Here is a 23261-nt window from a genome sequence, read left to right on the forward strand (position 1 = left end):
ACAAAACCGGAGACTTCCATGCCCTCGCGACGCCATGTTGCACGTGACATTTCTTATGCCTATTCCGCTGAAACCAAAAGCGGACGGATGGTCATCAAGCTTATGGAGAACACCACAGGCCGCCTGCGCCTTATCAGGCGTGCTGATGGGTACGAAAAAGACGTGGCCAACGGGCGAGATTTCTGGTCGGTCATGGTTGAGAGATACGGTTTGTCTCTGGATGTGGTTGGCGGGTCATTGTCTAATATTCCCCGTGATGGCCCTCTGATTCTGATTGCCAATCACCCATATGGAATTCTGGATGGGTTGATGATGGGGCACATGTTGTCCAGTACGCGTGGGGATTTTCGCATTCTGGCCAACCATGTGTTTCGTAAGGCAGAGGATCTGAATCGGGTCGTTCTGCCGATTTCATTCGACGATACAAAAGCTGCGATGAAGCAGAACCTCGAGACCCGCAAGAAAGCTTTGAACTATCTGGGCGAGGGCGGCGCGATTGGCATATTTCCCGGCGGTACCGTCAGCACAGGGGCAAAGCCTTTCTCGTACCCGATGGACCCGGGCTGGCGTGGCTTCACAGCGCGGATGGTTGCCAAATCAGACGCGACAGTTGTGCCGGTCTTTTTTGACGGTCATACCTCACGCCTGTTTCAGATCGCCAGCCATCTGCACAATACATTGCGCATGGGATTGCTAATCAAGGAATTCAAAAAACGCGTTGATACCCCGGTCCAGGTGGTGATCGGAGAGCCCATCGGCCGCGACGTTCTGGACCCGTTGGCCAAGGATACGCGCAAGATGATGGATTTCTTGCGCAAAGCAACGTATGAGCTGTCCCCAAAGCCACTAAAGTCTTATGACTATGGCTATGAATTTGAGGAACGGCATCGCGCCTAAAGGGGCAAATGGCAGTAGGCATTTTTGATTCTGGTTTGGGCGGTCTGACCGTTCTGAACGCCGCGCAGAAACGTCTTCCCGACGTTGATTTCCTGTATTACGCGGACAGCGCACATGCGCCTTACGGGGTGCGTGATGTGGAGAATATCTATGAGCTGACCCGGGGTGCGGTGAACGACCTCTGGAACCGGGGATGTGATCTGGTGATTCTGGCCTGCAATACGGCCAGCGCTGCTGCTTTGCGGCGGATGCAGGAAGAGGGCGTGCCTCAAGGCAAGCGCGTCTTGGGCGTTTTTGTTCCATTGATCGAAGCGCTGACTGAGCGGCAATGGGGTGACAACAGCCCGCCGCGTGAAGTCGCGGTCAAACACGTCGCTTTGTTTGCGACCCCGGCCACCGTATCCAGTCGCGCGTTTCAACGCGAGTTGGCCTTTCGTGCGATTGGCGTAGATGTTGAGGCGCAGGCCTGCGGTGGGGTCGTTGATGCCATCGAGGAAGGCGACATGATCCTGGCCGAAGCGCTGGTTCGAAGCCATGTGGACGCCCTGAAACGCAAGATGCCAGAGCCTCAGGCCGCAATTCTGGGCTGTACGCACTATCCCTTAATGGCTGAGGCGTTTCAGAAGGCCTTGGGACCCGACGTTGAGGTGTTCAGCCAGGGTGATCTGGTTGCCGAAAGTCTGGCAGACTATTTGCAGCGGCATCCGAATATGCAGGGTGCGGCGAAGGGCGGTTATCTGACCACTGGTAAGCCAGGCGTTGTCAGTGATCGCGCCACCCAGTTCCTCCGACGACAAATTACTTTCGAGGCTGTCTGACTTTGGTCAAAGACGCGGCCTGAAAGAACCCGTAATCCCATGACCGTCACAGTGGCGGGCATGAACAGTGGCATACAGTTTCAAGAGGTCCAAGATGACCCACAAAATCGCAATTCTGGGCGCTTCGGGTTATACCGGCGCTGAACTGGTTCGGTTGATCGACGAGCATCCGAATATGGAAATCGTTGCACTTTCTGCCGAGCGGAAAGCCGGACAGTCGATGGCGCAGGTATTTCCACATTTGAGGCACCTGAAGTTACCGGTTCTTTGCAAAATTTCAGAAATCGACTTTTCAGGGATCGACCTGTGCTTTTGCGCGCTGCCACATAAAACCAGCCAGGAAGTTATCCGCGACCTGTCGAAGGACCTTAAAATCATCGACCTGTCCGCCGATTTCAGGCTACGCGACCCTGAGGAATATGAAAAATGGTATGGCAACCCTCATGCGGCTTTGGAGCAGCAGGAGGAGGCCGTTTACGGCCTGACCGAGTTTTATCGCGATCAAATTCGCACGGCCCGCTTGGTTGCCGGAACAGGCTGCAACGCCGCCACCGGACAATATGTTTTGCGCCCTTTGATTTCGGCCGGCGTCATTGATCTGGATGACATCATTCTGGACCTCAAATGCGCGGTGTCTGGTGCCGGGCGGTCGCTGAAAGAAAACCTGCTGCATGCCGAACTTAGCGAAGGGTATAACGCATATGCTGTTGGCGGTACGCATCGGCATTTGGGGGAATTCGATCAAGAATTTTCTGCCCTTGCAGGGCGCCCGGTCCATGTTCAGTTCACTCCGCATCTGGTTCCGGCAAACCGGGGTATCCTAGCGACTACATATGTCAAAGGTGACCCCACGAGCGTTTATGAAGCGCTTGTGAAAACCTATGAAAGCGAACCATTTATCCAGATGCTGCCATTTGGCGAAACACCCTCGACCCACCATGTGCGCGGCTCAAATTTCTGCCATATCGGCGTGGCCAGCGACCGGATCGAGAGGCGCGCCATTGTGATCGGAGCACTGGATAACCTGACAAAAGGTAGCAGTGGCCAAGCCTTGCAGAACGCTAACCTGATGTTAGGTGAAGCTGAAACTGCGGGTCTGATGATGGCCCCACTTTTCCCATGAGGAACAAATGAAAACGCTCAAGAAACGTCGTCGCGTTCAGATCATCCTTCTGTCAATCGTTGCTTTGGCAGTGTCTACGGCGTTGATCGGATACGCTATGCAGGACGGCATCAATTTCTTCCGCTCACCCAGTGAAGTAATGGCAGAGCCACCAAAACCGACTGAAATATTCCGGATCGGTGGTCTTGTCGAAGAGGGTTCGATCGTGCGGGGGCAAGGGGAAACCGTGCGTTTCGTGGTGACGGACGGTGGCGAAAGTGTGCCGGTCACGTTTACTGGGGTTTTGCCTGATTTGTTCTCGGAAAACCAGGGTATGATTGGTACCGGAAGCTACGTAAACGGAGTCTTTGAAGCCTCAGAAATTCTTGCGAAACACGATGAGACCTATATGCCAAAAGAGGTTGTGGACGCGTTGAAAGAACAAGGTATTTACAAGGAGGCCGGCGAGAGCTGAGCCATAGGCTTTGAGATCGGAATTCGGGCGTTGCGTGGATCGACATGCAGCGCCCTTTCTATTTTAGCTGTATTAACAGAATTGTCCGAGCGTCTGTCTGTCCCAAGTTGGAGAACAGTACATGCAGACGGTTCGGCAGATCGCGGAACAGATAGTTACGCGTGAAGGTGGTTTTGTCGATGACCCCGACGATCCGGGTGGAGCGACAAAATTCGGCGTAACAGTCCATACCATGCGCAGATTGCAACTGGACCTGACGCAGGACGGGATGGTTGATGTATCCGATGTAAGGCGGCTGAGCCGGTCGCAGGCCGTTGAAATCTTTATCCGCCACTATTTCTCAAAACCGCGATTACACCTACTGCCTAACATTCTGCAGCCATCTGTTTTCGACATGTACGTGAATTCAGGCGTTCAAGCTGTTAAAATTATGCAATATTTGCTGCGTGAAATGGGGTATCATGTCGTCGTAGATGGCGTTGTGGGCCCGCAGACGGCGCAGGCTTGCAGTGCTGCGTCTGAACCGGACCCTGTCGCGCTGCGGGATGCTTATGGCGTTGCCAGGAGAAACTATTATTTCCGGATAGCGGAACGGCGTCCAACCTCTCGCAAATATGCTCGGTCCCGGTCTGGGGCAAAAGGTGGCTGGATACGACGCGCCGAGGAATTCCTGTCACCGACCTATCATCTTAGCGACGCAGAGTTTCAAAGGAGGGTTTCTGAATGGGGCTGATCTCGGGAATATTTGCGTTCTTGTTTGGCGAGGGTCGGAATGTCGTGCGTGAAACAACCGAAGTCTTTCGTGAAAATGCTGAGCAGGGCGCTAAACGCGACCTGACGCGACAACAGGGAGTACTGGAACAGTATAGGGCTGAGTTCGAGCGGGTTCAAAAAAGTGCATTTGACCGTTTTATGGATGGGCTCAACCGGCTGCCGCGCCCCGCCATGGCCTTGGGAACATTGGGGCTGTTTATCGCCGCTATGGTCGATCCGCTTTGGTTTGCCGCTCGGATGCAGGGGATTGCGTTGGTACCTGAGCCCTTGTGGTGGTTGTTGGGCGTGGTCGTCTCGTTCTATTTCGGCGCAAGACACCAGACCAAAGTGCAGGATCTGCAGCGTGAAATTTCGGCAACGATGACACGTACTCCGAAAGTTATGGAAAACATCGAAACACTGGCAGAGATGCGGGAACGTTTGATTGGGGTCGCTGATACTGGGACAGATGCAGGCTTGGCCGATGAGGTCCTAAAACCCGATTTCAACCCTGCGCTCGAGGATTGGCGGCGGGGTCGGTCCGCCTGACCCGCGACACTATGTGCGTCCGGCAGAGGCGAAAGTGATTGGTGATTGTCCCTCAACAGGAATATATGCGGGACCATGATTACAGAACTTGGTCACTTCGCGCTGATACTCGCCTTTCTCGTCGCCATCGTTCAGACGGTCATTCCGCTGATAGGGGCGGCGAAACGGTGGACTGGCTGGATGTCCTTTGCAGAAACCGCCGCTATTGCACAGTTTCTGTTAGTCGCCTTCTCTTTCGCGGCGTTGGTCTGGGCCTTTACCACCTCTGATTTCTCATTGCGGATAGTGGTTGAAAACAGCCATTCCGCCAAACCGATGCTGTATAAAATCAGCGGCACGTGGGGCAACCACGAAGGGTCAATGTTACTGTGGGTCCTGATCGTCGCAGTTTTCGGGGCCATGGCCGCTTTTTTTGGCGCAGGGTTACCTCCGACTCTCAAAGCGCGCGTGCTGGCGGTTCAGGCGGCCGTAGGGGTGGCGTTTTACGCTTTTATCCTGCTCACCTCGAACCCATTTGACCGTCTGATTATCGCCCCGTTCGATGGGCGGGATCTCAACCCATTATTGCAAGATCCAGGTTTGGCATTCCACCCGCCGTTTCTGTATCTGGGCTATGTCGGCCTGAGCATGGCATTCAGCTTTGCAGTGGCCGCGCTGATCGAAGGGCGCGTGGATGCCTCTTGGGGGAGGTGGGTGCGTCCCTGGACGCTGGCCGCATGGATTTTTCTGACTATTGGGATCGCGCTTGGATCCTGGTGGGCCTATTACGAGCTGGGCTGGGGCGGGTTCTGGTTCTGGGATCCGGTCGAAAACGCTTCTTTCATGCCGTGGCTATTGGCGGCAGCCCTGTTACATTCTGCTATCGTGGTCGAAAAGCGTGAAGCGCTGAAGAGCTGGACCATCCTTCTGGCGATTATCGCCTTTGGCTTTTCGCTGATCGGGACGTTCATTGTGCGATCGGGGCTTTTGACTTCGGTACATGCCTTTGCCAATGATCCTGAACGCGGCGTGTTTATCCTGATCATTCTTGTGGTCTTCATTGGCGGTGCGTTGACACTCTATGCGGCACGCGCGCAAGCGATGGAGGCCAAGGGCGTGTTTGGTATGGTCAGCCGCGAAAGCGCCCTGGTGCTGAACAACATTCTATTGGCGGTCAGCTGTTTCGTTGTGTTCTTCGGAACCTTGTGGCCGATGGTGGCCGAGATGGCATTTGATCGCAAACTCTCGGTCGGCGCGCCGTTCTTTAATGCGGCGTTCACACCGTTCATGGTTGCGTTGGGGATTGTATTACCGCTTGGTGCAATGCTTCCTTGGAAACGTGGAAAGCTTGGCAAGGCGGCGCATTCGTTGCGGTTCGCATTCCTTCTGGCGGTTGCGCTTGGCTTGCTCGTTTGGGTCATGCAGACCGGTCGCAGCGCATTGGGACCCGTGGGGCTGTTTCTGGGGGCCTGGATCACATTTGGCGCAATAGTGGACCTTTGGAGCCGTACGGGAAGAAAAAACAACCTACAGCGTCTGTTCAGACTGCCCGGTGCCGATTGGGGCAAGGCTGCAGCCCATACCGGACTGGGGGTTACGATCTTTGCCATCGCCGGGCTGACCGCATGGGAGGTCGAGGATATCCGCGTTGCGCAGACGGGGCAGCCCTTCGAGGTTGGCCAGTTCACCCTGACACTTGAACAGGTTCGGAATGTCGAGGGGCCCAACTATTTCTCAACCACAGCCGATGTTAAGGTCGAACAGGCCGGTCGAACAATCGCAACACTGCATCCGGAAAAACGCGACTACCCAGTTTCAAGGATGCCAACGACTGAAGCTGCGATTGACTATCGGTTTCTCAGGGATCTTTACGTCGTCATTGGAGATCAGCAGGCAAATGGTGGCTGGGTCGTGCGGACTTATATCAAGCCTTTAGCGAATTGGATTTGGGGCGGGTGCCTACTGATGGCGCTCGGAGGCGTTCTTAGCCTGTGCGACAGGCGTTTTCGCGTTGCGGCAGGCGCGCGCAAGACGCCGACGCAGGGGGTTCCGGCGGAATGAAACGGTTTCTACTGATACTGCTTTTATTGGCAACGCCAAGCATGGCTGTCCAACCTGACGAGGTGCTTGATGATCCGATCCTGGAACAGAGGGCGCGGGATCTGAGTTCTGGCTTGCGCTGTCTGGTTTGCCGCAACGAAAGCATAGACGAAAGCAATGCAGGATTGGCCCGTGACTTGCGCCTGTTATTGCGCGAACGCCTGGTGGCCGGCGACACAGATGGACAGGCGATTGACTTTATCGTTGATCGCTACGGCGAATATGTTTTGCTAAGGCCAACAACGTCAGGATCGAACATCCTTTTGTGGCTGGCCGGTCCGATCATGCTTTTGATCGCTGTGGCGACTGGTTTCAGCTTTTTACGCAAAAGATCGGCGGAACAGGACCGAAGGGAAGGTGACGGCCTCCTTAGCGACGCCGAGAAAGAACGATTACGCGAAATCCTCAAAGATTGACCTTCGGTTCACCTTTTCCTTCATTGGAAATTGAGGCAGGGTCGCAGGCGCAGCGAACCTTGGAGGGGTGGATGGAATACGAAGCGATCCTGTTGGACATTGCGGATGATCTGGCAGTGGTAACTCTGAACCGCCCAGAGAAGTTGAACGCAATGACCGCTCAGTTGCGGGCCGAAGTCACACACGCGATGAAACACGCTGCCACCCATGCCCGCGCGATTGTTTTGACCGGTAAGGGAAACGCTTTTTGCTCGGGTCAGGATTTAGGTGATGCCTCAAGCACCGGGAAGATTGATCTTGAGCGCACGCTGCGCGACGAATACGAGCCCATGCTTGAAGCAATCTATGATTGCCCGGTTCCAACAATCGCCGCAGTAAATGGCGCTGCTGCGGGGGCAGGGGCCAATCTGGCGCTATGCGCGGATATCGTGATCGCGACGGAGAGTGCTTATTTCCTGCAGGCTTTTGCCCGTATCGGCCTGTTGCCCGATGCTGGTGGCACCTGGTTTATGCCGCGCCAGATGGGGTTCGCCAAAGCCATGGGCGCTGCTCTTTTTGCCGATAAGATCAGTGCTCGTCAGGCCGATGACTGGGGCCTGATCTGGGAAGCCGTTCCCGACGCGGAATTCGAAGCGCATTGGCGCAAGCGGGCCATGTATCTGGCCAAAGGTCCAACCTCAGGGTTTGGCGCCATCAAAAAGGCTATTCGCGGCACCTATGAAAACACTCTGCCGCAACAGCTCGAGGCAGAGGCGCATCTGCAAGGTGAATGTGGCCGCAGCCGAGACTTTTCCGAAGGCGTCGTTGCCTTCATGCAAAAACGCCCCCCGAAATTCGAAGGGCGTTGAGGTTGTCAGGCGCGGCGGCGTTTACGCACGCGCCGTTCCGGAAGGGCGGACTCGCCAGTCCCGTCAGTTGCGGATGAGAACGGGCCCAGCGCGTCCGTGATCTGATCAAGGGTTGGGCGTATACCGGACGGGGCACCGTCAAGCGCAGCTCTCATGTGCCGCAGATGCTCGGGCATTGTGCCGCAACATCCGCCGATAATGCTTGCGCCGGCCTCTCGCGCCATGGTCGCATAATGGCCCATCAGTTCCGGCGTGCCGTCATAATGAATATGTCCATCCACATATTTCGGAATACCGGCATTGCCTTTTGATATCAGCGGCCGTTCCGTACCTTGTGCGACAAATCCAAGGACAGTGCGCAGAATATCAGACGCGCCAGTCCCGCAATTTGCGCCAAAGGCAACCGGCGGGTTAGGGAGCGTTTCAACCAACTGAGCAAAGTCGGCGGATGTGACACCCATCATGGTGCGGCCAGCCGTGTCAAAGCTCATCGTGCCACACCAAGGCATATCGACCAGCGCAAAGGCTTCTGCCGCGGCCCTGAACTCTTCTGGGGCGCTGATGGTTTCGACCCAAAGAACATCGACACCGCCGTCCTTCAATGCCTGCGCCTGTTCGTGGAACATTTCCACGGCATCGGCATGGGACAGGGCACCAACAGGCTGCATGATCTCGCCGGTTGGTCCGACCGATCCCGCGACGATAACCGGACGGTTGGCTTTGTCAGCAACCTCACGGCCAAGCTCTGCTCCGGCGCGGTTGAGTTCACCGACCCGGTTCTGAGCCTCGTGCAGTTTGAGACGCGCAGATGTCCCGCCGAATGTGTTGGTCAGGAAAAGGTCGCTGCCTGCGTCTACTGAGCCCTGATAGAGCGCGCGGATTTTATCCGGTGCATCGACGTTCCAAAGCTCGGGCGCATCGCCCGACTGCAGGCCCATGTTGAATAGGTTTGTACCTGTTGCTCCATCCGCCAAAAGAGTCGTGTTGGAGTCCAGAAGTTTGCTGAGCGCATTTGTCATAAGAATATTCCGAAACTGGCGAGCCGCGCTAAAAATGCGAGACGCCCCGTGTCTCATGACCGGGGCGTCAAATCAAATTCATAAATCTCATGAAGATCATGAATATTGCGGGGAGACCTTAGTTAGTTTCGTTGAGAACCTGTGCTTTGGCCTCGACCAGAAACTCGGCCATCTTTGCACGGATATCGTCATCCGAAGACAGATCCCCGAGATCGCCGGAAACTTTGCGCACGACATCTTCGTGCCCGGTTTCTTCCAGGTCTGAAATCACAACGGATTTTGCGTATTCATCGGCTTCATTACCGGTTTTGCCCAGTTTTTCGGCCGCCCAAAGGCCAAGCAGTTTGTTGCAACGCGCCTGTGCTTTGAACTGCATTTCTTCATCATGGGCGAATTTTGCTTCGAATGCGTTTTCGCGCTCGTCAAACGTAGTCATCAGTTGGACCCCTTGGGTTGGTAGTTCTTTCCTTAATGATATGACGATACGACGATCCGGGTGCAAGGTATTTGCGCTGCGTCAAAGCCTCTCGGGCCTCGGAACTTGCGGGAAGGTGGGGGTTGGACTAAGAGAGCGCCAAGGCGAAGGAACTTTTTCCCTCGCGACAGTCTGGAAAGGTCGCTTATGGCGCGTCGCAAGAAAATTTACGAAGGTAAGGCCAAGATTTTGTATGAAGGCCCTGAACCGGGTACAATCGTGCAGTATTTCAAGGATGACGCCACTGCCTTCAACGCTGAAAAGAAGGACGTGATCGACGGGAAAGGTGTGCTGAACAACCGCCTGAGCGAATACTTCATGAACGGGTTGAATCAAATCGGTGTGCCGACCCATTTCATCCGTCGCCTGAACATGCGCGAACAGTTGGTCCGCAACTGCGAAATCGTACCGCTTGAAGTTATTGTTCGCAATTTCGCGGCTGGCACGATGTCCAAACGCCTTGGCATTGCCGAGGGGACACAGCTGCCGCGCCCGATAGTGGAATACTGCTACAAGGACGACGCGTTGGGTGATCCTCTTGTCACCGAAGAACATATCGCCGCCTTTGGCTGGGCCAGCCAGCAGGACATGGAAGACATTCTTAGCCTCGCATTGCGGGTGAATGATTTCATGAGCGGTGTGATGCTGGCGGTTGGCATTCGTCTGGTCGATTTCAAAATTGAAATCGGTCGCGTCTATGAAGGTGACTTCCAGCGCCTGATCATAGCGGATGAAATCAGCCCAGACAGCTGCCGTCTTTGGGATATCGAAACCGGCCAGAAGCTAGACAAGGACGTATTCCGCCGCGACCTGGGCAGCCTGACCGACGCCTACTCGGAAGTTGCGCGTCGCCTAGGCGTTCTGCCGAAAAGCAATGTGTCCAAACCGACCCTGATCAACTGATCGAAAGCCGAAGAACAACGCAAAAACGCCGCCGATATTGGGCGGCGTTTTTATTTGAGATCGGGTATTTGACAGGGCCGCAGCTTGTCCGGCATTGTTTGTTGAACAAGCGTAATCGGGTGAATAAAAATGGCCGAGCTATTTGATCAGGCAGTATTTTTAAAGTTCCTCGCTGCGCTGCTGGCGATTTTCAACCCGCTATACGGCATCCCGATTTTCCTCAGCATGACCGAGGGGTATAGCCCGCTAGAACGTAAACGCGTTGCAATGGTTGTGACAGCCACGGTTGTGATTGTATCACTGATTTCGGTACTGATCGGCGAAGAAATTCTGGCGCTTTTCGGTATCGACATTCCGTCTTTTCGCATCGCTGGTGGGTTGATCATTCTTGGGGTTGGTATGTCGATGCTGAACGCGTCTGACCGGTCAGAAAGCGATCAGAAAGCCGTTAAAGATGGCGCGCAGAAGAAGAACATTGCGGTTGTTCCCCTGGCTATCCCGTTAACGATTGGGCCCGGCACTATCGCGACAACCATTGTGTTCGCGCATAGTTTGCCCGACGGCGCCGAGGTAGTAACTTTGGGGGCGGCCGTTTTGATTGCCTGCGCTATTGTCGGGCTGGGATTGTTATTCGCTGACCCTATTTCCAGGTTCTTTGGGCCGACAATGATCAATGTGATCACCCGTGTTATGGCCATCATTTTGGTTGCCGTAGCGGTTGAAATGGTTCTGACAGGGACCTTCAACGCAATAGATACGCATTATCCCGCGCTAAAGGGTTCCGAGTAGGTGCTGACAAGGGTTGTCGAACGCCGACAGTCGCGCTATCCCCGCGCACAACGGAACGGGCCTCAAATACCGGCCCTCAGCTGGAGTTGCAGTAAATGAAAGCACGTGTGCATGTGATGCTGAAAACCGGGGTACTTGACCCTCAGGGTGAAGCGGTGCGCCACGCATTGGGTGCCATGGGTTTTGATCAGGTCGAAGGCGTCCGTCAGGGCAAGGTGATTGATCTTGAACTCGCCGAGGGTGCGACGGAATCGGACGTCACCGAGATGTGCGAAAAACTGTTGGCTAACACGGTCATCGAACGCTACGAGATCGAACTGGTCTGAACCGCTTGCAGGAGGGCTAGCCATGCGCGCAGCTGTCATCGTTTTCCCCGGTTCCAACTGTGATCGGGATCTTGCCGTTGCCTTTGAACAGGCCGGGTTCCAGGTAGACATGGTCTGGCATAAAGATGCCGCTCTGCCCAAGGGCGTGGACATTGTCGGTGTCCCCGGCGGGTTTTCTTATGGAGACTACCTGCGCTGCGGAGCGATTGCCGCACAATCCCCGATCTGCAAGGCCGTGGTCGACCACACCGAGCGTGGCGGATACGCCGTTGGTATCTGTAACGGTTTTCAGATCCTGACCGAAACGGGCATTCTGCCCGGCGCTCTGCTGCGCAATGCGAACCTGAAATATATCTGTCGTACCGTAGGCCTGAAGGTCGCAACCAGCGACAGCGCCTTTACCCAAGGCTATAACGCTGGCGATGTGATCGGCATTCCGATTGCGCATCATGATGGAAACTATTTCGCGGATGAGGCTACATTGTCCACGCTCAGGGATCACGACCGGATCGCATTCACCTATACCGAGAATCCGAACGGCTCGGTTGGCGACATTGCGGGCATTCTGTCTGAAAACCGCCGTGTTCTTGGTATGATGCCGCATCCCGAACGAGCGGCAGACGAAGGGCATGGTGGCACCGATGGAACGGCATTGTTTCGCGCATTGTCGGGCATCGTCGCACCTGCGTGACTTGAGCTTGCATCTTAGCCCGCGTAACTTTCGGGGATGAGTTCCGACACACGCTCTACCTGGTCTGCACTGTTCAAACCGCTCCGCGCTGCGCCTCTTGGCTGGCCTTTGCGCGCGGCTGTTCTGGTGCTTTTGTTGGTAACGGTTGCGACGATATGGATAACCAACAGTCTGCTGACGGATCGGTTTACTGAATCCACGCGAAACCGGGCCGAGCTGCGCCTTGCTCTATATTCCGGGAACCTGCTGAGCGAGCTGCGCAGAAATGCGATTGTGCCGCAGCTGCTGGCACGGGATCCGACGCTGATCTCGGCGTTGCAATCCAGCGATTTTACACTGTCCACGCAGCGACTTATTTCTTTTGTCGAAGAGATAGGCGCCGCGTCATTGATGCTGTTGGATCGGGATGGCCGGTCTGTGGCCGCAACCGATCGCAATCGTTTGGGCGAGACGCACCGGAACGCGCCGTATTTTGTAGATTCCATTCGGTCAAACTCGACCATCTTCACCGTGATTGAAAAGGAATCCGGTGGTTACAGCTTTATCTATTCGCGCCGGATGGAGGCCTCGTCGGACATCCTTGGGGTCATAGTCGTCGAGGTTGATCTGCAAAAATTTGAGCGCGCCTGGGCAGGTATCTCCGATGCTGTTCTGGTCGCTGACAGTACGGGCACCATTATTCTGTCAACCGAACCGCAATGGCGCGGAGTAGAGGAGGGGGCTGCCATGCTGCGGCAGCCGCCGCAAAGTGCCATCCAGCGCGCTATCAGGGCCACGACCGATTGGACGGCTCTGCCCCCCGACGCCTATTTACAGGGCGAGGCGGTGATCCGCATGGAGACACGCATTCCATTCCGCGGCTGGACCATGACCTCGTTCACGACCTACGCCTCGATCCGTGAGAAGGTAAACAGCGTTCTTGCATTGGAAATCATGGGTTTTGCGATTCTGTTGGCGCTTGCCTTCTATGCGCTCAGCCGTAGGGCCACGTTCAGAATGGCCTTGTTCCAGCGCGAGTCGGCAGAGCTTCGCGCATTGAACGCAAGGCTACAGCGGGAAATCGCTGAGAGGGAACGGGTTGAAAAGACGCTGGAAGTAGCCGAGCAGACGCTGGCCCAAAGCTCGAAACTCGCGGCCCTGGGCGAGATGTCTGCGGCCGTCAGCCACGAGCTGAATCAACCTTTGGCTGCAATGAAGACCTATCTTGCCGGCGCGCGTTTGCTGCTGCGACGGAACCGCCCCGAAGAGGCGCTGGCCAGCTTTGGCCGCATCGACGGCCTGATTGAACGGATGGGCGCAATAACACGCCAGCTCAAGTCCTATGCCCGCAAGGGTGCGGATGCGTTTTCACCAGTTAACCTTGGCGAAGCGCTGGCTTCGTCGCTGTCAATGATGGAGCCGCAACTGCGTCAGAGGCACGTCAAGATTACGCAGATACTGCCGGAAGAAACCGTACTGGTCATGGGCGACCGCATGCGGATCGAACAGGTTATGGTGAACCTCTTGCGTAATGCCTTGGACGCCACCAAGTCTGTATCGGAACCGGATGTTGAAATCATACTGGCCGCGGGTGACCAGGCGGTTCTGACTGTACGCGATAACGGCTATGGGATTGAAGACATCGAAAACCTGTTTGAGCCGTTCTATACGACCAAACAACCCGGCGATGGAGTCGGTCTGGGGCTTGCCATCTCATCCGGTATCGTGAACGACCATGGGGGACGGCTGACCGCGCGCAACAGCCAGCACGGTGGCGCGGTGTTTGAGATGCAACTGCCGATACTTGGAAGCGATGGCCTTGAGGCCGCTGAATAACGAGGAATGAATATGGCACAGGCCATGAAAATCGCCATTGTTGATGACGAACAGGACATGCGCCAGTCGATCAGCCAATGGCTGGCACTGTCGGGATATGACACTGAAACCTTTTCCAGTGCCGAGGATGCACTGAAAGTTCTGGGTCCGGATTATCCGGGTATCGTCATATCGGACATCAAGATGCCTGGTATGGACGGGATCCAGCTGTTGAAAAAGCTGATGGGCGCGGACAGCACCTTGCCGGTCATCATGATTACCGGCCACGGTGACGTGCCAATGGCGGTTGAGGCCATGCGCGTGGGTGCGTTTGATTTCCTCGAAAAGCCGTTTAACCCGGATCGGATGTCCGAACTGGCCAAACGTGCCAGCAATGCCCGCCGGTTGACGCTGGACAATCGGGCCCTGCGCCGCGAGCTGTCCGGTGGCACTCAGATCATGAACAAACTCATCGGTGCCAGCCCCGTGATGGAGCGCTTGCGCGAGGATATTCTGGATCTGGGGCAGGCTGACGGTCATGTTCTGATCGACGGAGAAACCGGCACCGGGAAAACTCTGGTTGCACATGCGTTGCACGCTGTTGGCAGTCGCGCAGGCAAAAAATTTGTTCTGGTTTCGTGTGCTGCCCTCGAAGAAGAGGCCTTGGGAAAGCGTCTGTTCGGCCCGATGATGCCAGAAGACAGCCAGTTGCCCGCGATTGAGGAAGCCCGGGGTGGAACCCTGGTTCTGGAGGATGTCGAGGCGCTCAGCGATACGCTTCAGGCGAAACTGCTGAGTGTCATGAATGATCAGGGCACGCCTGCAGAAACCCGCATCGTCGCCATATCCAACCTGCAGGAAGCTGGGAAAACCAGCGAGGACGTTCTGCGCCCTGATCTGTTCTACCGGCTAGCAGCTTTGCGGATCACAATGCCGCCGCTGCGTCAGCGCGGTGAAGACATTCTGACCCTGTTCACGCGGCTGAGCGAGCAATTCGCCGAAGAATACGGCTGCGATGCACCTCAGGTCAGTGCGCAAGAGGCGGCTCAGCTTTTGCAAGCGCCGTGGCCCGGAAACGTACGGCAGCTGATAAACATCGCGGAACGTGCCGTGCTGCAATCCCGTCGCGGATCGGGGACGATCGCATCCCTGTTGATGTCTGATCACGAAGAAATGCAGCCCGTGATGACGACCGAAGGCAAGCCGCTCAAGGAATATGTCGAGGCATTCGAGCGGATGCTGATCGACAATACCATGCGGCGGCATAAGGGGTCGATTGCCTCGGTTATGGATGAACTATGCCTGCCGCGTCGGACATTGAATGAGAAGATGGCCAAATATGGCCTGCAACGTTCCGATTACCTGTGACGGGCTTGAGGCGATGCCTTTGTCGCCCTTTGGGTGATACCAAGTGATGTTTTTAGCTGGATAACGAGATCCCGACCGGTGGTCGGGGTCTTCAATGCAGTTTGCCCATTGTCTTTTCCACAGGACTGCTTTTATTGTAAACAGACGGGCTGGGCGGATTTGACGCCGAAAAGTCCCGATCTTTGAGATTCGCTGCAACGCCACTGGTGGAGACCAGGTCCCACACTGGCCAAGCAGACCGATTGTGCCCCTTGACGGGGTGATTGAACGCCTGAGCCCGCAGAAAAGCGGGCGAAAGGAATAAATGGGCAGGCAGCGGTCGTTCGCGCCTGTCGGAGAAGAACCGCGATGACGCGCGCGCAACGACTGAGTGTACGGGCAGGGGGCCACAGTGCCAGACCCTGCAGCGCGCCGTCTGAAATCGCCCTGACAAGACACCACCCCAAAAGCACCCGTCCTCCTGGACGGGTTAGGACAACGCGTTTGGCGCGGTGCACCAAGGAAACATGGCTAAGAAAATGCTTATCGATGCCACCCACGCGGAAGAAACCCGCGTCGTGGTGGTTGACGGAAACAAGGTCGAGGAATTTGATTTTGAATCCGAAAACAAACGTCAGCTTGCTGGCAACATATATCTAGCAAAAGTTACACGGGTCGAACCCTCGCTGCAGGCAGCTTTTGTTGACTATGGCGGAAATCGCCACGGATTCCTGGCGTTCTCGGAAATTCATCCCGACTATTATCAGATTCCCGTCGCTGATCGCGAAGCTCTGATGGAAGAAGAGCGCGCCTATGCCGAGGCAATGCGTGCGCGTGATGAGGCTGAGGAAACCAAGCCCAAAAGACGCCGTTCGCGCTCGCGCGCCAAGGCCGCCGATATCAAATCGGATGATGCAGTGGAATCGGTCGAGGTCTCGTCCGAACCCACAGGCATGGAAACGATTGACCTGGATGAGAGCGATGAGGCCAATGATCCTTCTGTAGAAGAAGGAACATCTCCGGCCGATCATGTGGCAGAAACTCCTGTAGAAGAGCCGACGGACGAACCGGAGGCGGAAGAAGCAACCGCAGAAACTGAAGACGCGCCTGCGGAAGAAGTCGACCAATCAGATGCTAGCGCTGATCAAGTCGGCACGGACGAAGAGGCCGGGGCGCAGGAAAGCGCCGCGACTGAGACGGACGCGGATGACGCGACAAGCGCTGAAGCCAACGCCGAGGACGCCTCTGACGAGGTTGGCGACGACGAAGAAGAAAACACCCGTACGGACGCCACCGCAAAAGACGAGACTATTGAGTCGGTTGCCGACGAAGATGACAGCGAAGACATCCGTCCACCGCGCAAACCGCGCGCGCGCCGGTACAAGATTCAAGAAGTCGTCAAAGTACGCCAGGTTCTGCTTGTGCAGGTCGTCAAGGAAGAGCGTGGCAACAAAGGTGCAGCTCTGACCACTTATTTGTCACTTGCTGGCCGATATTGTGTTTTGATGCCGAACACCGCGCGGGGCGGCGGCATCAGCCGTAAGATTACCAACGCGCCTGATCGCAAAAAGCTTAAGGAAATTGCGGCTGAGATTGACGTCCCGACAGGGGCGGGTCTTATCATTCGGACCGCCGGGGCGAAACGCACCAAATCCGAAATAAAGCGCGATTACGAATATCTGCAACGTATGTGGGAACAGATCCGCGAGCTGACGTTGAAATCCATCGCGCCTGCGAAGATCTATGAAGAAGGCGACCTGATCAAACGGTCGATCCGCGATCTCTATAATCGCGACATCGACGAGGTTCTGGTCGAAGGCGAAGGCGGATATCGCATCGCCAAGGACTTCATGAAAATGATCATGCCGTCGCACGCCAAGAATGTGCAGCGGTACGAAGACGCGCTGCCATTGTTCGCGCGCTATCAGGTGGAAAGCTATCTGGCGGGGATGTTCAACCCGACGGTACAGCTGAGATCGGGTGGCTATATCGTGATCGGTGTGACCGAAGCGCTTGTGGCGGTCGACGTGAACTCGGGTCGGGCAACCAAAGAAGGCTCGATCGAGGAAACGGCCCTGAAGACCAACCTTGAGGCCGCCGAAGAGGTAGCCCGCCAGTTGCGTCTGCGTGATTTGGCCGGCCTGATCGTCATCGATTTTATCGATATGGACGAGCGGAAGAACAACGCCGCTGTCGAAAAACGCCTGAAAGAAAAACTGAAAACAGACCGTGCGCGCATCCAGGTTGGTCGCATATCTGGTTTTGGTCTGATGGAAATGAGCCGACAGCGCCTGCGTCCCGGTATGTTGGAGGCAACGACACAGCCTTGTCCGGCCTGCCATGGCACCGGCCTGATCCGTTCGGATGACAACATGGCGCTGAGCATTCTGCGCCAGATCGAGGAAGAAGGCACGCGCCGTCGCTCACGCGAGGTGCTGGTGCGCTGCCCGGTCAGCATCGCCAACTTCCTGATGAACCAAAAGCGCGAGCATATCGCACAGATTGAAGCGCGCTATGGTCTGTCGGTTCGCATCGAAGGGGATGTGCATCTGGTAAGCCCTGATTTCTCGATGGAGAAGTTCAAGACTGCCAGCCGGATTGTTCCCGAAGCCAGTGCGCCGGTTGTATCGGTTGATGCCACGCTGATGGAAATGGTCGACGCCTCTGAAGAAGAGACCGTCGAAGAAGAAACGCCGCAGGCTGAAGATGAAACCAAACCCAAGCGCAAGCGCCGTCGGCGTCGTCGCAAGAAGGGCAATGGTGGTGCCGAGGGGCAGGATTCTAACGGGCAAGAGGCTGATGAAGATACAGCTGAAGCGTCCGAGGAAGCTGTGGAAGAACCTGCAACAGATGCCGTAGTAGCGGTGGAAGAGACGCAGGAAGAAGCGCCTGCCAAGCCTAAACGCCGCCGGGCTCCGCGTCGCAAGAAGAAGGACGCCGAAGATGCCGAGACGATAACCGAACAGGTCGTCGAAGCTGAACCAGAGGCCAAGGTCGAAGCTGAAACGGAAGCTCCGGCAGAAATCGAAACTGTCGAAGCCGAAGCAGCACCGAAACAGGAAACGGTTTCGGAAACTGCCGTGCCGACAGAAGAAACGCCGGAAGCGGCAGAGCCTGTTCAAGAGGTTGTTGCGGTTGAAGCCACTGAGGAACCAACAGTAGAAGTCACAGAGCCTGTGCTGGAAGTGGTTGCGGATGAACCGGAAACGCCATCGGAGCCTGCCAAGCCAAAACGGCGCGGTTGGTGGTCGTTGGGCCAGTAACTTGAAAAGGCGGGCCTCAGAGCCCGCCTTTTTATTTGACGGGTCTCAAACGGACTTCTGGATGGTGTAGACCTGATGCCCGTCAGATTCTTCCTGTGACAGCAAGCGATGTCCACTTTCCATGCAGAAATGTGGAACATCAATGACTGCAGCGGGATCATCCGCCAGCACTTTCAAGACCGCTCCCGCGGGCATTGACTTGAGCCGTTTACGGGCCTTCAGGACGGGCAGAGGGCACAGCAGCCCCAACGCGTCCAGTGTCTCGGTTTGGTTTGACATGTACCTGAGATATTTCCACTTTCAGACGGTGTCCAGCGTGCAACCACGAGGATGTGACCGAATGGCCCCGTGACGCGGGCGACTTCATGACATATGTGCTGAAACATGTTCGGAATTGATATCATTGACGCAGGGCTGTTGCCCGCCATGTTCATCGCATTGCTCGGTGGGTTGATCAGCTTTTTATCGCCCTGCGTGCTGCCGATTGTACCGCCCTATCTCGCCTATATGAGCGGCGTCACGATCAACGAGATGCAGGATGAGGTCCGCGCGCGCAGAAAAGCGACACTTTCGGCGCTGTTCTTTGTCATGGGGCTGTCCACGGTGTTTCTGTTGCTTGGCTTCACAGCCTCTGCGTTTGGGGCGTTCGTGCTGCAGAACCAAGTGCTGTTCGCCAAGATCTCAGGCGCGGTGGTCATCATTTTTGGCCTGCATTTCCTGAACGTCTTCCGCATCCCATTCCTTGACCGTGAGGCCCGGATCGAAGCCGGCGACAGCGGCGGGTCTGTCTTTGGGGCCTATATTCTGGGTCTGGCCTTCGCCTTTGGCTGGACGCCCTGTATCGGCCCGCAACTGGGTGCGATCCTGTCGTTGGCTGCCTCCGAGGCATCCGTCGCACGTGGGACATTGTTGCTGGGCGTCTATGCAGCGGGTCTTGGCATACCTTTCCTGCTCGCCGCGATGTTCCTGAACCGATCCATGTCGGTGATGAACCGAATAAAGCCCCATATGGCACTGATCGAGAGGATCATGGGTGGCCTGTTGCTGTTTGTTGGTATCATGCTGATCACCGGCCTGTTCACTGAGTTCAGTTGGTGGCTGTTGGAAGCCTTCCCGGCGCTGGCAAACTTTGGGTAACCCTCTTATCTGACTTACTTTGGCTGTAATGCTGCGCTAACCTGCGTCGCAGAAGGTAAGACCATGAGCAGTCAGACAAATCAACCTCGGGTGAAACGGCGTAGGGTATTCTATATTCCCGGATATGACCCGATCCCGCCACGGCGCTATCGCGAGCTTTACCGCAGTGAAAGCGCAAGACAGGCGGCTATTTCAGGGTATGAAATCTCGGTCTCGCCCAAAACCGGAGAGGGCTTGTATGGATGGCACGTCCATTCGGTTCAGGACGGGGCTGAAGTTCACACAGATGTCGAGGTGCTGGTCTGGTCCGACATCGTACGCTCCAGCATGTCGAACTCGATTGCGGCCACCTATCTGCAGATGCTGCGTACGGCATGGATCTATATCTCGACCGGCGTGTTATGGCGCCTGATGCGATTGCGCAAAGGTCCGGTGATTGCCGCGATTTATCCGATCGTGATGCTGATCGCACAGCTTTTGGTCGCAATGGCTGTGGTCATCGGGCTGACAGTTCTGATTGCGCCGGTCCTGTCTTTGGTGGCGTTGGTTCTGTCTATTGGTGTTGCCTATGTGCTGATGCTGTGGTTCCGGAAAATCGACAACAAGCTGTTCGTCTATTATCTGATGCACGATTACGCCTATTCAGCGGCTTCAGGTGGTAAAACACCTCCTGAATTGGCTGGACGCCTATCGGAGTTCACAAATGCGATTGCCGCAGCTCTTACCGATGAGACGGATGAGGTTCTGATCGTCGGCCACAGTTCCGGCGCTCATCTGGGTGTCACGGTTCTGGCCGATCTGATCCGATCCGGACGGGTGGGCACAGACGGGCCAGAGCTGTCCTTTCTGACATTGGGGCAGGTGGTTCCCATGGTCTCGTTCCTGCCCAACGCATACGATCTGCGCGCGGACCTGAGGTTTCTTTCGAAACGCGAGGACTTGGCTTGGGTCGACATTTCTGCACCCGGGGACGGCTGCGCATTCGCTCTGTGTGATCCTGTCGCTGTAAGCGGGGTCGCGGATGCCGATCAGCGCTGGCCTTTGGTGTTATCTGCCGCGTTTACGCAAACGCTGTCAGCAGAACGGTGGCGCGCCCTGAGGTGGCGGTTTTTCAGACTGCATTTCCAATATCTCTGCGCCTTTGATCACCCGGACAGGTACGATTATTTCCGCGTGACTGCCGGGCCTCTGTCGCTTGGGCATCGGTTCGCCGATCGCAAACCTTCGGGATCCCGGATTGTGCGATCTGTATCCAAGTATGTTTCGGTGCAAGCATGACCCCGCCAAAGCCCACATCGCGGTCAGACAGGGTTTCGCTGTGGCGCTATTTCAGGTTGTTTCGCAAGGACATCCTCTCGGCACAGCCGCAGCGATTGTACCGCGCATGGATGGCCGAGTTTAAGACGCCGTTCTTTCGATCATATCTGACGAACCAACCTGAACTTGTTGAAACCGTTCTGAAAAAACGCCCCGATGATTTTCCGAAATCAGACCGTATTGGCGAGGGTCTGCGGCCGTTGCTGGGGAATTCGGTCTTTCTGACCAATGGTGAAAACTGGAAACGCCAGCGCCGGGTTATCGACCCGGCGTTTGAGGGCGGGCGCCTGAAAGATACCTATCCGGCCATGGTTCAGGCGGCAGAGGCCTGCGTCGCGCGTCTGCTCGGACAGGCCGGTTCTGTCATCGAGTGCGAAGAGGTCACCAGTCACGTCGCCGCGGATGTGATCTTTCGAACGCTTTTTTCTGTACCGATTGAAGACCGCGTTGCGTCTCAGGTTTTTGAGAAATTCCGAACCTATCAAAGAGAGCAACCGCTGTTGAATTTGGCGGCGTTTCTGCCTCTGCCCAAATGGATGCCGCGGCTACATTCCAGAAAAACTCGCAAGACCGCGCGTGAAATCAGGACGCTGATCACCGAAATGACCGCTCAACGCGCGAGGATGATTGAGGCCGGGCAGGCGCCGCATGATCTGGCGACAAAGATCATGACAACGGCTGATCCCAAGACCGGCAAGTGTTTTGACACGCAGGAGATGGTTGATCAGGTGGCGATCTTCTTTCTGGCAGGCCACGAGACCAGCGCTTCTGCGTTGGCTTGGGCGTTGTACCTTTTGGCGACCCACCCGGATTGGCAGGACAAGCTGGCGGCCGAGGCGCAAGGGCTGGACCTGTCCGATTTTACCTCCGTATCGCTGTTGAAGCTCAGCCGCGACGTGTTTCGCGAAACGCTGCGATTGTACCCCCCGGTCCCGATGATGGTGCGAGAGGCCACATGCCGCGAAAACTTCAGGGGCCGAGCGATTAAACCGGGCTCGCAGATAGTTATCAGCCCATGGCACCTGCATCGGCACGAACGTCTGTGGGCAGACCCCGACGGGTTCGACCCGTCTCGCTGGGCCAAAGGCAATGAGGAAAGCTGTCCCAGAGAGGCTTTCATCCCATTCTCGGCCGGGTCGCGCATTTGCATCGGTGCCGGATTTGCAATGGTCGAAGGTCCGCTATTGCTGTCGTCACTACTGCGGAAGTTCAGGTTCGAAATCTCGGACACGCCAGAGCCGGTTCCGGTGGCTCATCTGACCGTCAGATCCAAAGATGGAATTTGGTTGCGCCTGGTTGAGCGCTAACAAACTACCATCGGCATGCTCCATGCTGTATGCGGTTGAAAAACGCGGAATCATTTCGAACGGGAAAGTCATATGTCCAAAACACTACAGCGTGAGCAGATGTCCAACGGTGCCGGTTTTATTGCAGCACTGGACCAAAGTGGCGGCTCGACCCCCAAGGCGCTGGCGCTTTATGGGGTAGACGCGTCAGAATACGGCTCGGACGCAGAGATGTTCGGCGAAATCCAGAAGATGCGCGCGCGTATCATTCTGGCGGATGGCTTCACAAACGACAAAGTCATCGGCGCGATCCTGTTCGAACGCACGCTCAGTGAAGAGATTGATGGCCGTAAAGTCGCTGATTTCCTTTGGAACGTAAAAGGCATCGTTCCGTTTCTGAAGATCGACAAGGGCCTCGAGGATGAGGCCGATGGCGTTCAGGTCATGAAACCGATCCCCGGTCTGGCCGACACTTTGGCTAAAGCCGAAGGCGTTTTCGGCACTAAGGAACGTTCCGTGATCCATGAGGCCAACGCCAAAGGCATCGCAAACGTTGTCGCGCAGCAGTTCGATGTGGCGCGTGAAGTCGTTGCCGCCGGGTTGGTTCCGATTGTCGAGCCCGAGGTGAACATCAACTCGACCACCAAAGCCGAAGCCGAAGCAATTCTAAAATCGGAAATCTTGCAGAACCTAGATCAGTTGGATGATGGCCAGGATGTCATGCTTAAGCTTACCATCCCCAGCCAGGCTAATCTGTATGACGATCTGGCTGACCACCCCAGAGTTTTGCGGGTCGTAGCCCTGTCCGGCGGATATTCGACCGAACAAGCCTGTGATCTGCTGGCGCAGAATAGCAAGATGATTGCGTCTTTCTCTCGTGCGCTGACCGAAGGACTGTCGAAAAAGCAGTCAGATGCCGAATTCAATACGGCCCTCGGCAGCAATATCGATAAGATTTCTCGCGCCTCTGCCTAAGC

General features: G+C 55.9%; 23 protein-coding genes. 20 read left to right on the plus strand and 3 right to left on the minus strand.

What is annotated here, in order from left to right; all coding sequences use genetic code 11:
* Positions 1–18 precede the first annotated feature (18 nt).
* From AC2FH8_RS02015 to AC2FH8_RS02055, 9 genes are all read left to right on the plus strand, one after another.
* Positions 19–897 carry a lysophospholipid acyltransferase family protein gene (locus tag AC2FH8_RS02015; RefSeq protein ID WP_271946941.1) on the plus strand — a complete coding sequence of 293 codons (879 nt, stop codon included), beginning with the start codon at positions 19–21 and terminating at the stop codon, positions 895–897.
* Positions 898–905: 8 nt separating this feature from the next.
* The gene (murI, locus tag AC2FH8_RS02020; protein WP_271946944.1) at positions 906–1715 is read left to right on the plus strand and encodes a glutamate racemase; all 810 of its coding nucleotides are present in this window, start codon (positions 906–908) and stop codon (positions 1713–1715) included.
* Positions 1716–1809: 94 nt separating this feature from the next.
* Complete coding sequence (gene argC, locus AC2FH8_RS02025) at positions 1810–2838, plus strand: N-acetyl-gamma-glutamyl-phosphate reductase (protein WP_496687962.1); 1029 nt, start codon at positions 1810–1812, stop codon at positions 2836–2838.
* A gap of 7 nt (positions 2839–2845) precedes the next feature.
* Positions 2846–3292: a cytochrome c maturation protein CcmE gene (gene ccmE, locus AC2FH8_RS02030; RefSeq protein ID WP_281972148.1), complete on the plus strand. Its 447-nt coding sequence runs from the start codon at positions 2846–2848 to the stop codon at positions 3290–3292.
* A 121-nt stretch (positions 3293–3413) separates the two neighbouring features.
* A complete protein-coding gene (locus tag AC2FH8_RS02035; RefSeq protein WP_281972147.1) occupies positions 3414–4025 on the plus strand; it encodes a holin-associated N-acetylmuramidase in 612 nt (203 codons plus the stop codon).
* On the plus strand, positions 4016–4594 hold the full coding sequence (locus AC2FH8_RS02040; RefSeq protein ID WP_281972146.1) for a holin family protein: 579 nt from the start codon (positions 4016–4018) through the stop codon (positions 4592–4594). The genes AC2FH8_RS02035 and AC2FH8_RS02040 overlap by 10 nt, the downstream gene beginning before the upstream one ends.
* Positions 4595–4669: 75 nt before the next feature.
* The gene (locus AC2FH8_RS02045) at positions 4670–6634 is read left to right on the plus strand and encodes a heme lyase CcmF/NrfE family subunit (RefSeq protein WP_142633981.1); all 1965 of its coding nucleotides are present in this window, start codon (positions 4670–4672) and stop codon (positions 6632–6634) included.
* On the plus strand, positions 6631–7089 hold the full coding sequence (locus tag AC2FH8_RS02050; protein ID WP_142633979.1) for a cytochrome c-type biogenesis protein: 459 nt from the start codon (positions 6631–6633) through the stop codon (positions 7087–7089). The genes AC2FH8_RS02045 and AC2FH8_RS02050 overlap by 4 nt, the downstream gene beginning before the upstream one ends.
* Before the next feature lie 71 nt (positions 7090–7160).
* Complete coding sequence (locus AC2FH8_RS02055; RefSeq protein ID WP_496687968.1) at positions 7161–7937, plus strand: enoyl-CoA hydratase-related protein; 777 nt, start codon at positions 7161–7163, stop codon at positions 7935–7937.
* Positions 7938–7942: 5 nt separating this feature from the next.
* Here the strand turns inward: AC2FH8_RS02055 and bmt are convergent, their stop codons facing one another.
* Both bmt and AC2FH8_RS02065 read right to left on the minus strand, forming a co-directional pair.
* On the minus strand, positions 7943–8956 hold the full coding sequence (bmt, locus tag AC2FH8_RS02060) for a betaine--homocysteine S-methyltransferase (RefSeq protein ID WP_496687971.1): 1014 nt from the start codon (positions 8954–8956) through the stop codon (positions 7943–7945).
* A gap of 118 nt (positions 8957–9074) precedes the next feature.
* A complete protein-coding gene (locus AC2FH8_RS02065) occupies positions 9075–9392 on the minus strand; it encodes a DUF1476 domain-containing protein (protein WP_142633973.1) in 318 nt (105 codons plus the stop codon).
* A 186-nt stretch (positions 9393–9578) separates the two neighbouring features.
* On the opposite strand from AC2FH8_RS02065, the gene purC reads away from it, so the two are divergent.
* The 7 genes from purC (at position 9579) to AC2FH8_RS02100 (ending at position 18544) form a co-directional block, all read left to right on the plus strand.
* Positions 9579–10334: a phosphoribosylaminoimidazolesuccinocarboxamide synthase gene (purC, locus tag AC2FH8_RS02070; protein WP_271946969.1), complete on the plus strand. Its 756-nt coding sequence runs from the start codon at positions 9579–9581 to the stop codon at positions 10332–10334.
* Positions 10335–10463: 129 nt separating this feature from the next.
* On the plus strand, positions 10464–11123 hold the full coding sequence (locus tag AC2FH8_RS02075; protein ID WP_281994658.1) for a MarC family protein: 660 nt from the start codon (positions 10464–10466) through the stop codon (positions 11121–11123).
* Between the two features lie 95 nt (positions 11124–11218).
* Complete coding sequence (gene purS, locus AC2FH8_RS02080; protein ID WP_142633967.1) at positions 11219–11449, plus strand: phosphoribosylformylglycinamidine synthase subunit PurS; 231 nt, start codon at positions 11219–11221, stop codon at positions 11447–11449.
* A gap of 22 nt (positions 11450–11471) precedes the next feature.
* Positions 11472–12140 carry a phosphoribosylformylglycinamidine synthase subunit PurQ gene (purQ, locus tag AC2FH8_RS02085; RefSeq protein ID WP_271946978.1) on the plus strand — a complete coding sequence of 223 codons (669 nt, stop codon included), beginning with the start codon at positions 11472–11474 and terminating at the stop codon, positions 12138–12140.
* 36 nt (positions 12141–12176) lie between these two features.
* Entirely contained in the window at positions 12177–13955 is a 1779-nt protein-coding gene (locus AC2FH8_RS02090; RefSeq protein WP_496687976.1) for a sensor histidine kinase, read from the plus strand.
* Positions 13956–13967: 12 nt separating this feature from the next.
* Positions 13968–15302: a sigma-54-dependent transcriptional regulator gene (locus AC2FH8_RS02095; protein WP_142633961.1), complete on the plus strand. Its 1335-nt coding sequence runs from the start codon at positions 13968–13970 to the stop codon at positions 15300–15302.
* A 506-nt stretch (positions 15303–15808) separates the two neighbouring features.
* Positions 15809–18544 (plus strand): Rne/Rng family ribonuclease, encoded by a 2736-nt coding sequence (locus tag AC2FH8_RS02100; RefSeq protein WP_496687979.1) that lies wholly within the window; start codon positions 15809–15811, stop codon positions 18542–18544.
* A gap of 45 nt (positions 18545–18589) precedes the next feature.
* On the opposite strand, the gene AC2FH8_RS02105 is transcribed toward AC2FH8_RS02100, so the two are convergent.
* On the minus strand, positions 18590–18823 hold the full coding sequence (locus AC2FH8_RS02105) for a sulfurtransferase TusA family protein (RefSeq protein ID WP_271946987.1): 234 nt from the start codon (positions 18821–18823) through the stop codon (positions 18590–18592).
* A gap of 105 nt (positions 18824–18928) precedes the next feature.
* Here AC2FH8_RS02105 and AC2FH8_RS02110 point away from each other — a divergent pair, with 105 nt between their 5' ends.
* The 4 genes from AC2FH8_RS02110 to AC2FH8_RS02125 all read left to right on the plus strand — a co-directional run bounded on the left by AC2FH8_RS02110 (position 18929) and on the right by AC2FH8_RS02125 (position 23259).
* On the plus strand, positions 18929–19681 hold the full coding sequence (locus tag AC2FH8_RS02110) for a cytochrome c biogenesis CcdA family protein (RefSeq protein ID WP_281994656.1): 753 nt from the start codon (positions 18929–18931) through the stop codon (positions 19679–19681).
* Between the two features lie 63 nt (positions 19682–19744).
* Positions 19745–20959, plus strand: coding sequence for a hypothetical protein (locus AC2FH8_RS02115; protein WP_496687983.1), 1215 nt, complete (start codon positions 19745–19747; stop codon positions 20957–20959).
* Entirely contained in the window at positions 20956–22305 is a 1350-nt protein-coding gene (locus AC2FH8_RS02120) for a cytochrome P450 (RefSeq protein ID WP_496687986.1), read from the plus strand. The genes AC2FH8_RS02115 and AC2FH8_RS02120 overlap by 4 nt, the downstream gene beginning before the upstream one ends.
* A gap of 72 nt (positions 22306–22377) precedes the next feature.
* Positions 22378–23259 (plus strand): fructose bisphosphate aldolase, encoded by an 882-nt coding sequence (locus AC2FH8_RS02125; RefSeq protein WP_496687989.1) that lies wholly within the window; start codon positions 22378–22380, stop codon positions 23257–23259.
* The last annotated feature ends 2 nt before the right edge of the window (positions 23260–23261 follow it).

Source organism: Ruegeria sp. CDSC025 (assembly GCF_059610805.1).

Excerpts from the sequence above, each read along its gene's own strand:
- purQ (WP_271946978.1), top strand. The coding sequence starts at position 11,472 with ATGCGCGCAGCTGTCATCGTTTTCCCCGGTTCCAACTGTGATCGGGAT.
- AC2FH8_RS02075 (WP_281994658.1), top strand. The coding sequence starts at position 10,464 with ATGGCCGAGCTATTTGATCAGGCAGTATTTTTAAAGTTCCTCGCTGCG.
- AC2FH8_RS02110 (WP_281994656.1), top strand. The coding sequence starts at position 18,929 with ATGTTCGGAATTGATATCATTGACGCAGGGCTGTTGCCCGCCATGTTC.
- AC2FH8_RS02055 (WP_496687968.1), top strand. The coding sequence starts at position 7,161 with ATGGAATACGAAGCGATCCTGTTGGACATTGCGGATGATCTGGCAGTG.
- bmt (WP_496687971.1), bottom strand. The coding sequence starts at position 8,956 with ATGACAAATGCGCTCAGCAAACTTCTGGACTCCAACACGACTCTTTTG.
- AC2FH8_RS02090 (WP_496687976.1), top strand. The coding sequence starts at position 12,177 with ATGAGTTCCGACACACGCTCTACCTGGTCTGCACTGTTCAAACCGCTC.
- purC (WP_271946969.1), top strand. The coding sequence starts at position 9,579 with ATGGCGCGTCGCAAGAAAATTTACGAAGGTAAGGCCAAGATTTTGTAT.
- argC (WP_496687962.1), top strand. The coding sequence starts at position 1,810 with ATGACCCACAAAATCGCAATTCTGGGCGCTTCGGGTTATACCGGCGCT.
- AC2FH8_RS02115 (WP_496687983.1), top strand. The coding sequence starts at position 19,745 with ATGAGCAGTCAGACAAATCAACCTCGGGTGAAACGGCGTAGGGTATTC.
- AC2FH8_RS02120 (WP_496687986.1), top strand. The coding sequence starts at position 20,956 with ATGACCCCGCCAAAGCCCACATCGCGGTCAGACAGGGTTTCGCTGTGG.
- AC2FH8_RS02040 (WP_281972146.1), top strand. The coding sequence starts at position 4,016 with ATGGGGCTGATCTCGGGAATATTTGCGTTCTTGTTTGGCGAGGGTCGG.
- AC2FH8_RS02050 (WP_142633979.1), top strand. The coding sequence starts at position 6,631 with ATGAAACGGTTTCTACTGATACTGCTTTTATTGGCAACGCCAAGCATG.
- ccmE (WP_281972148.1), top strand. The coding sequence starts at position 2,846 with ATGAAAACGCTCAAGAAACGTCGTCGCGTTCAGATCATCCTTCTGTCA.
- AC2FH8_RS02035 (WP_281972147.1), top strand. The coding sequence starts at position 3,414 with ATGCAGACGGTTCGGCAGATCGCGGAACAGATAGTTACGCGTGAAGGT.
- murI (WP_271946944.1), top strand. The coding sequence starts at position 906 with ATGGCAGTAGGCATTTTTGATTCTGGTTTGGGCGGTCTGACCGTTCTG.
- AC2FH8_RS02125 (WP_496687989.1), top strand. The coding sequence starts at position 22,378 with ATGTCCAAAACACTACAGCGTGAGCAGATGTCCAACGGTGCCGGTTTT.
- AC2FH8_RS02105 (WP_271946987.1), bottom strand. The coding sequence starts at position 18,823 with ATGTCAAACCAAACCGAGACACTGGACGCGTTGGGGCTGCTGTGCCCT.
- purS (WP_142633967.1), top strand. The coding sequence starts at position 11,219 with ATGAAAGCACGTGTGCATGTGATGCTGAAAACCGGGGTACTTGACCCT.
- AC2FH8_RS02065 (WP_142633973.1), bottom strand. The coding sequence starts at position 9,392 with ATGACTACGTTTGACGAGCGCGAAAACGCATTCGAAGCAAAATTCGCC.
- AC2FH8_RS02015 (WP_271946941.1), top strand. The coding sequence starts at position 19 with ATGCCCTCGCGACGCCATGTTGCACGTGACATTTCTTATGCCTATTCC.
- AC2FH8_RS02100 (WP_496687979.1), top strand. The coding sequence starts at position 15,809 with ATGGCTAAGAAAATGCTTATCGATGCCACCCACGCGGAAGAAACCCGC.
- AC2FH8_RS02045 (WP_142633981.1), top strand. The coding sequence starts at position 4,670 with ATGATTACAGAACTTGGTCACTTCGCGCTGATACTCGCCTTTCTCGTC.
- AC2FH8_RS02095 (WP_142633961.1), top strand. The coding sequence starts at position 13,968 with ATGGCACAGGCCATGAAAATCGCCATTGTTGATGACGAACAGGACATG.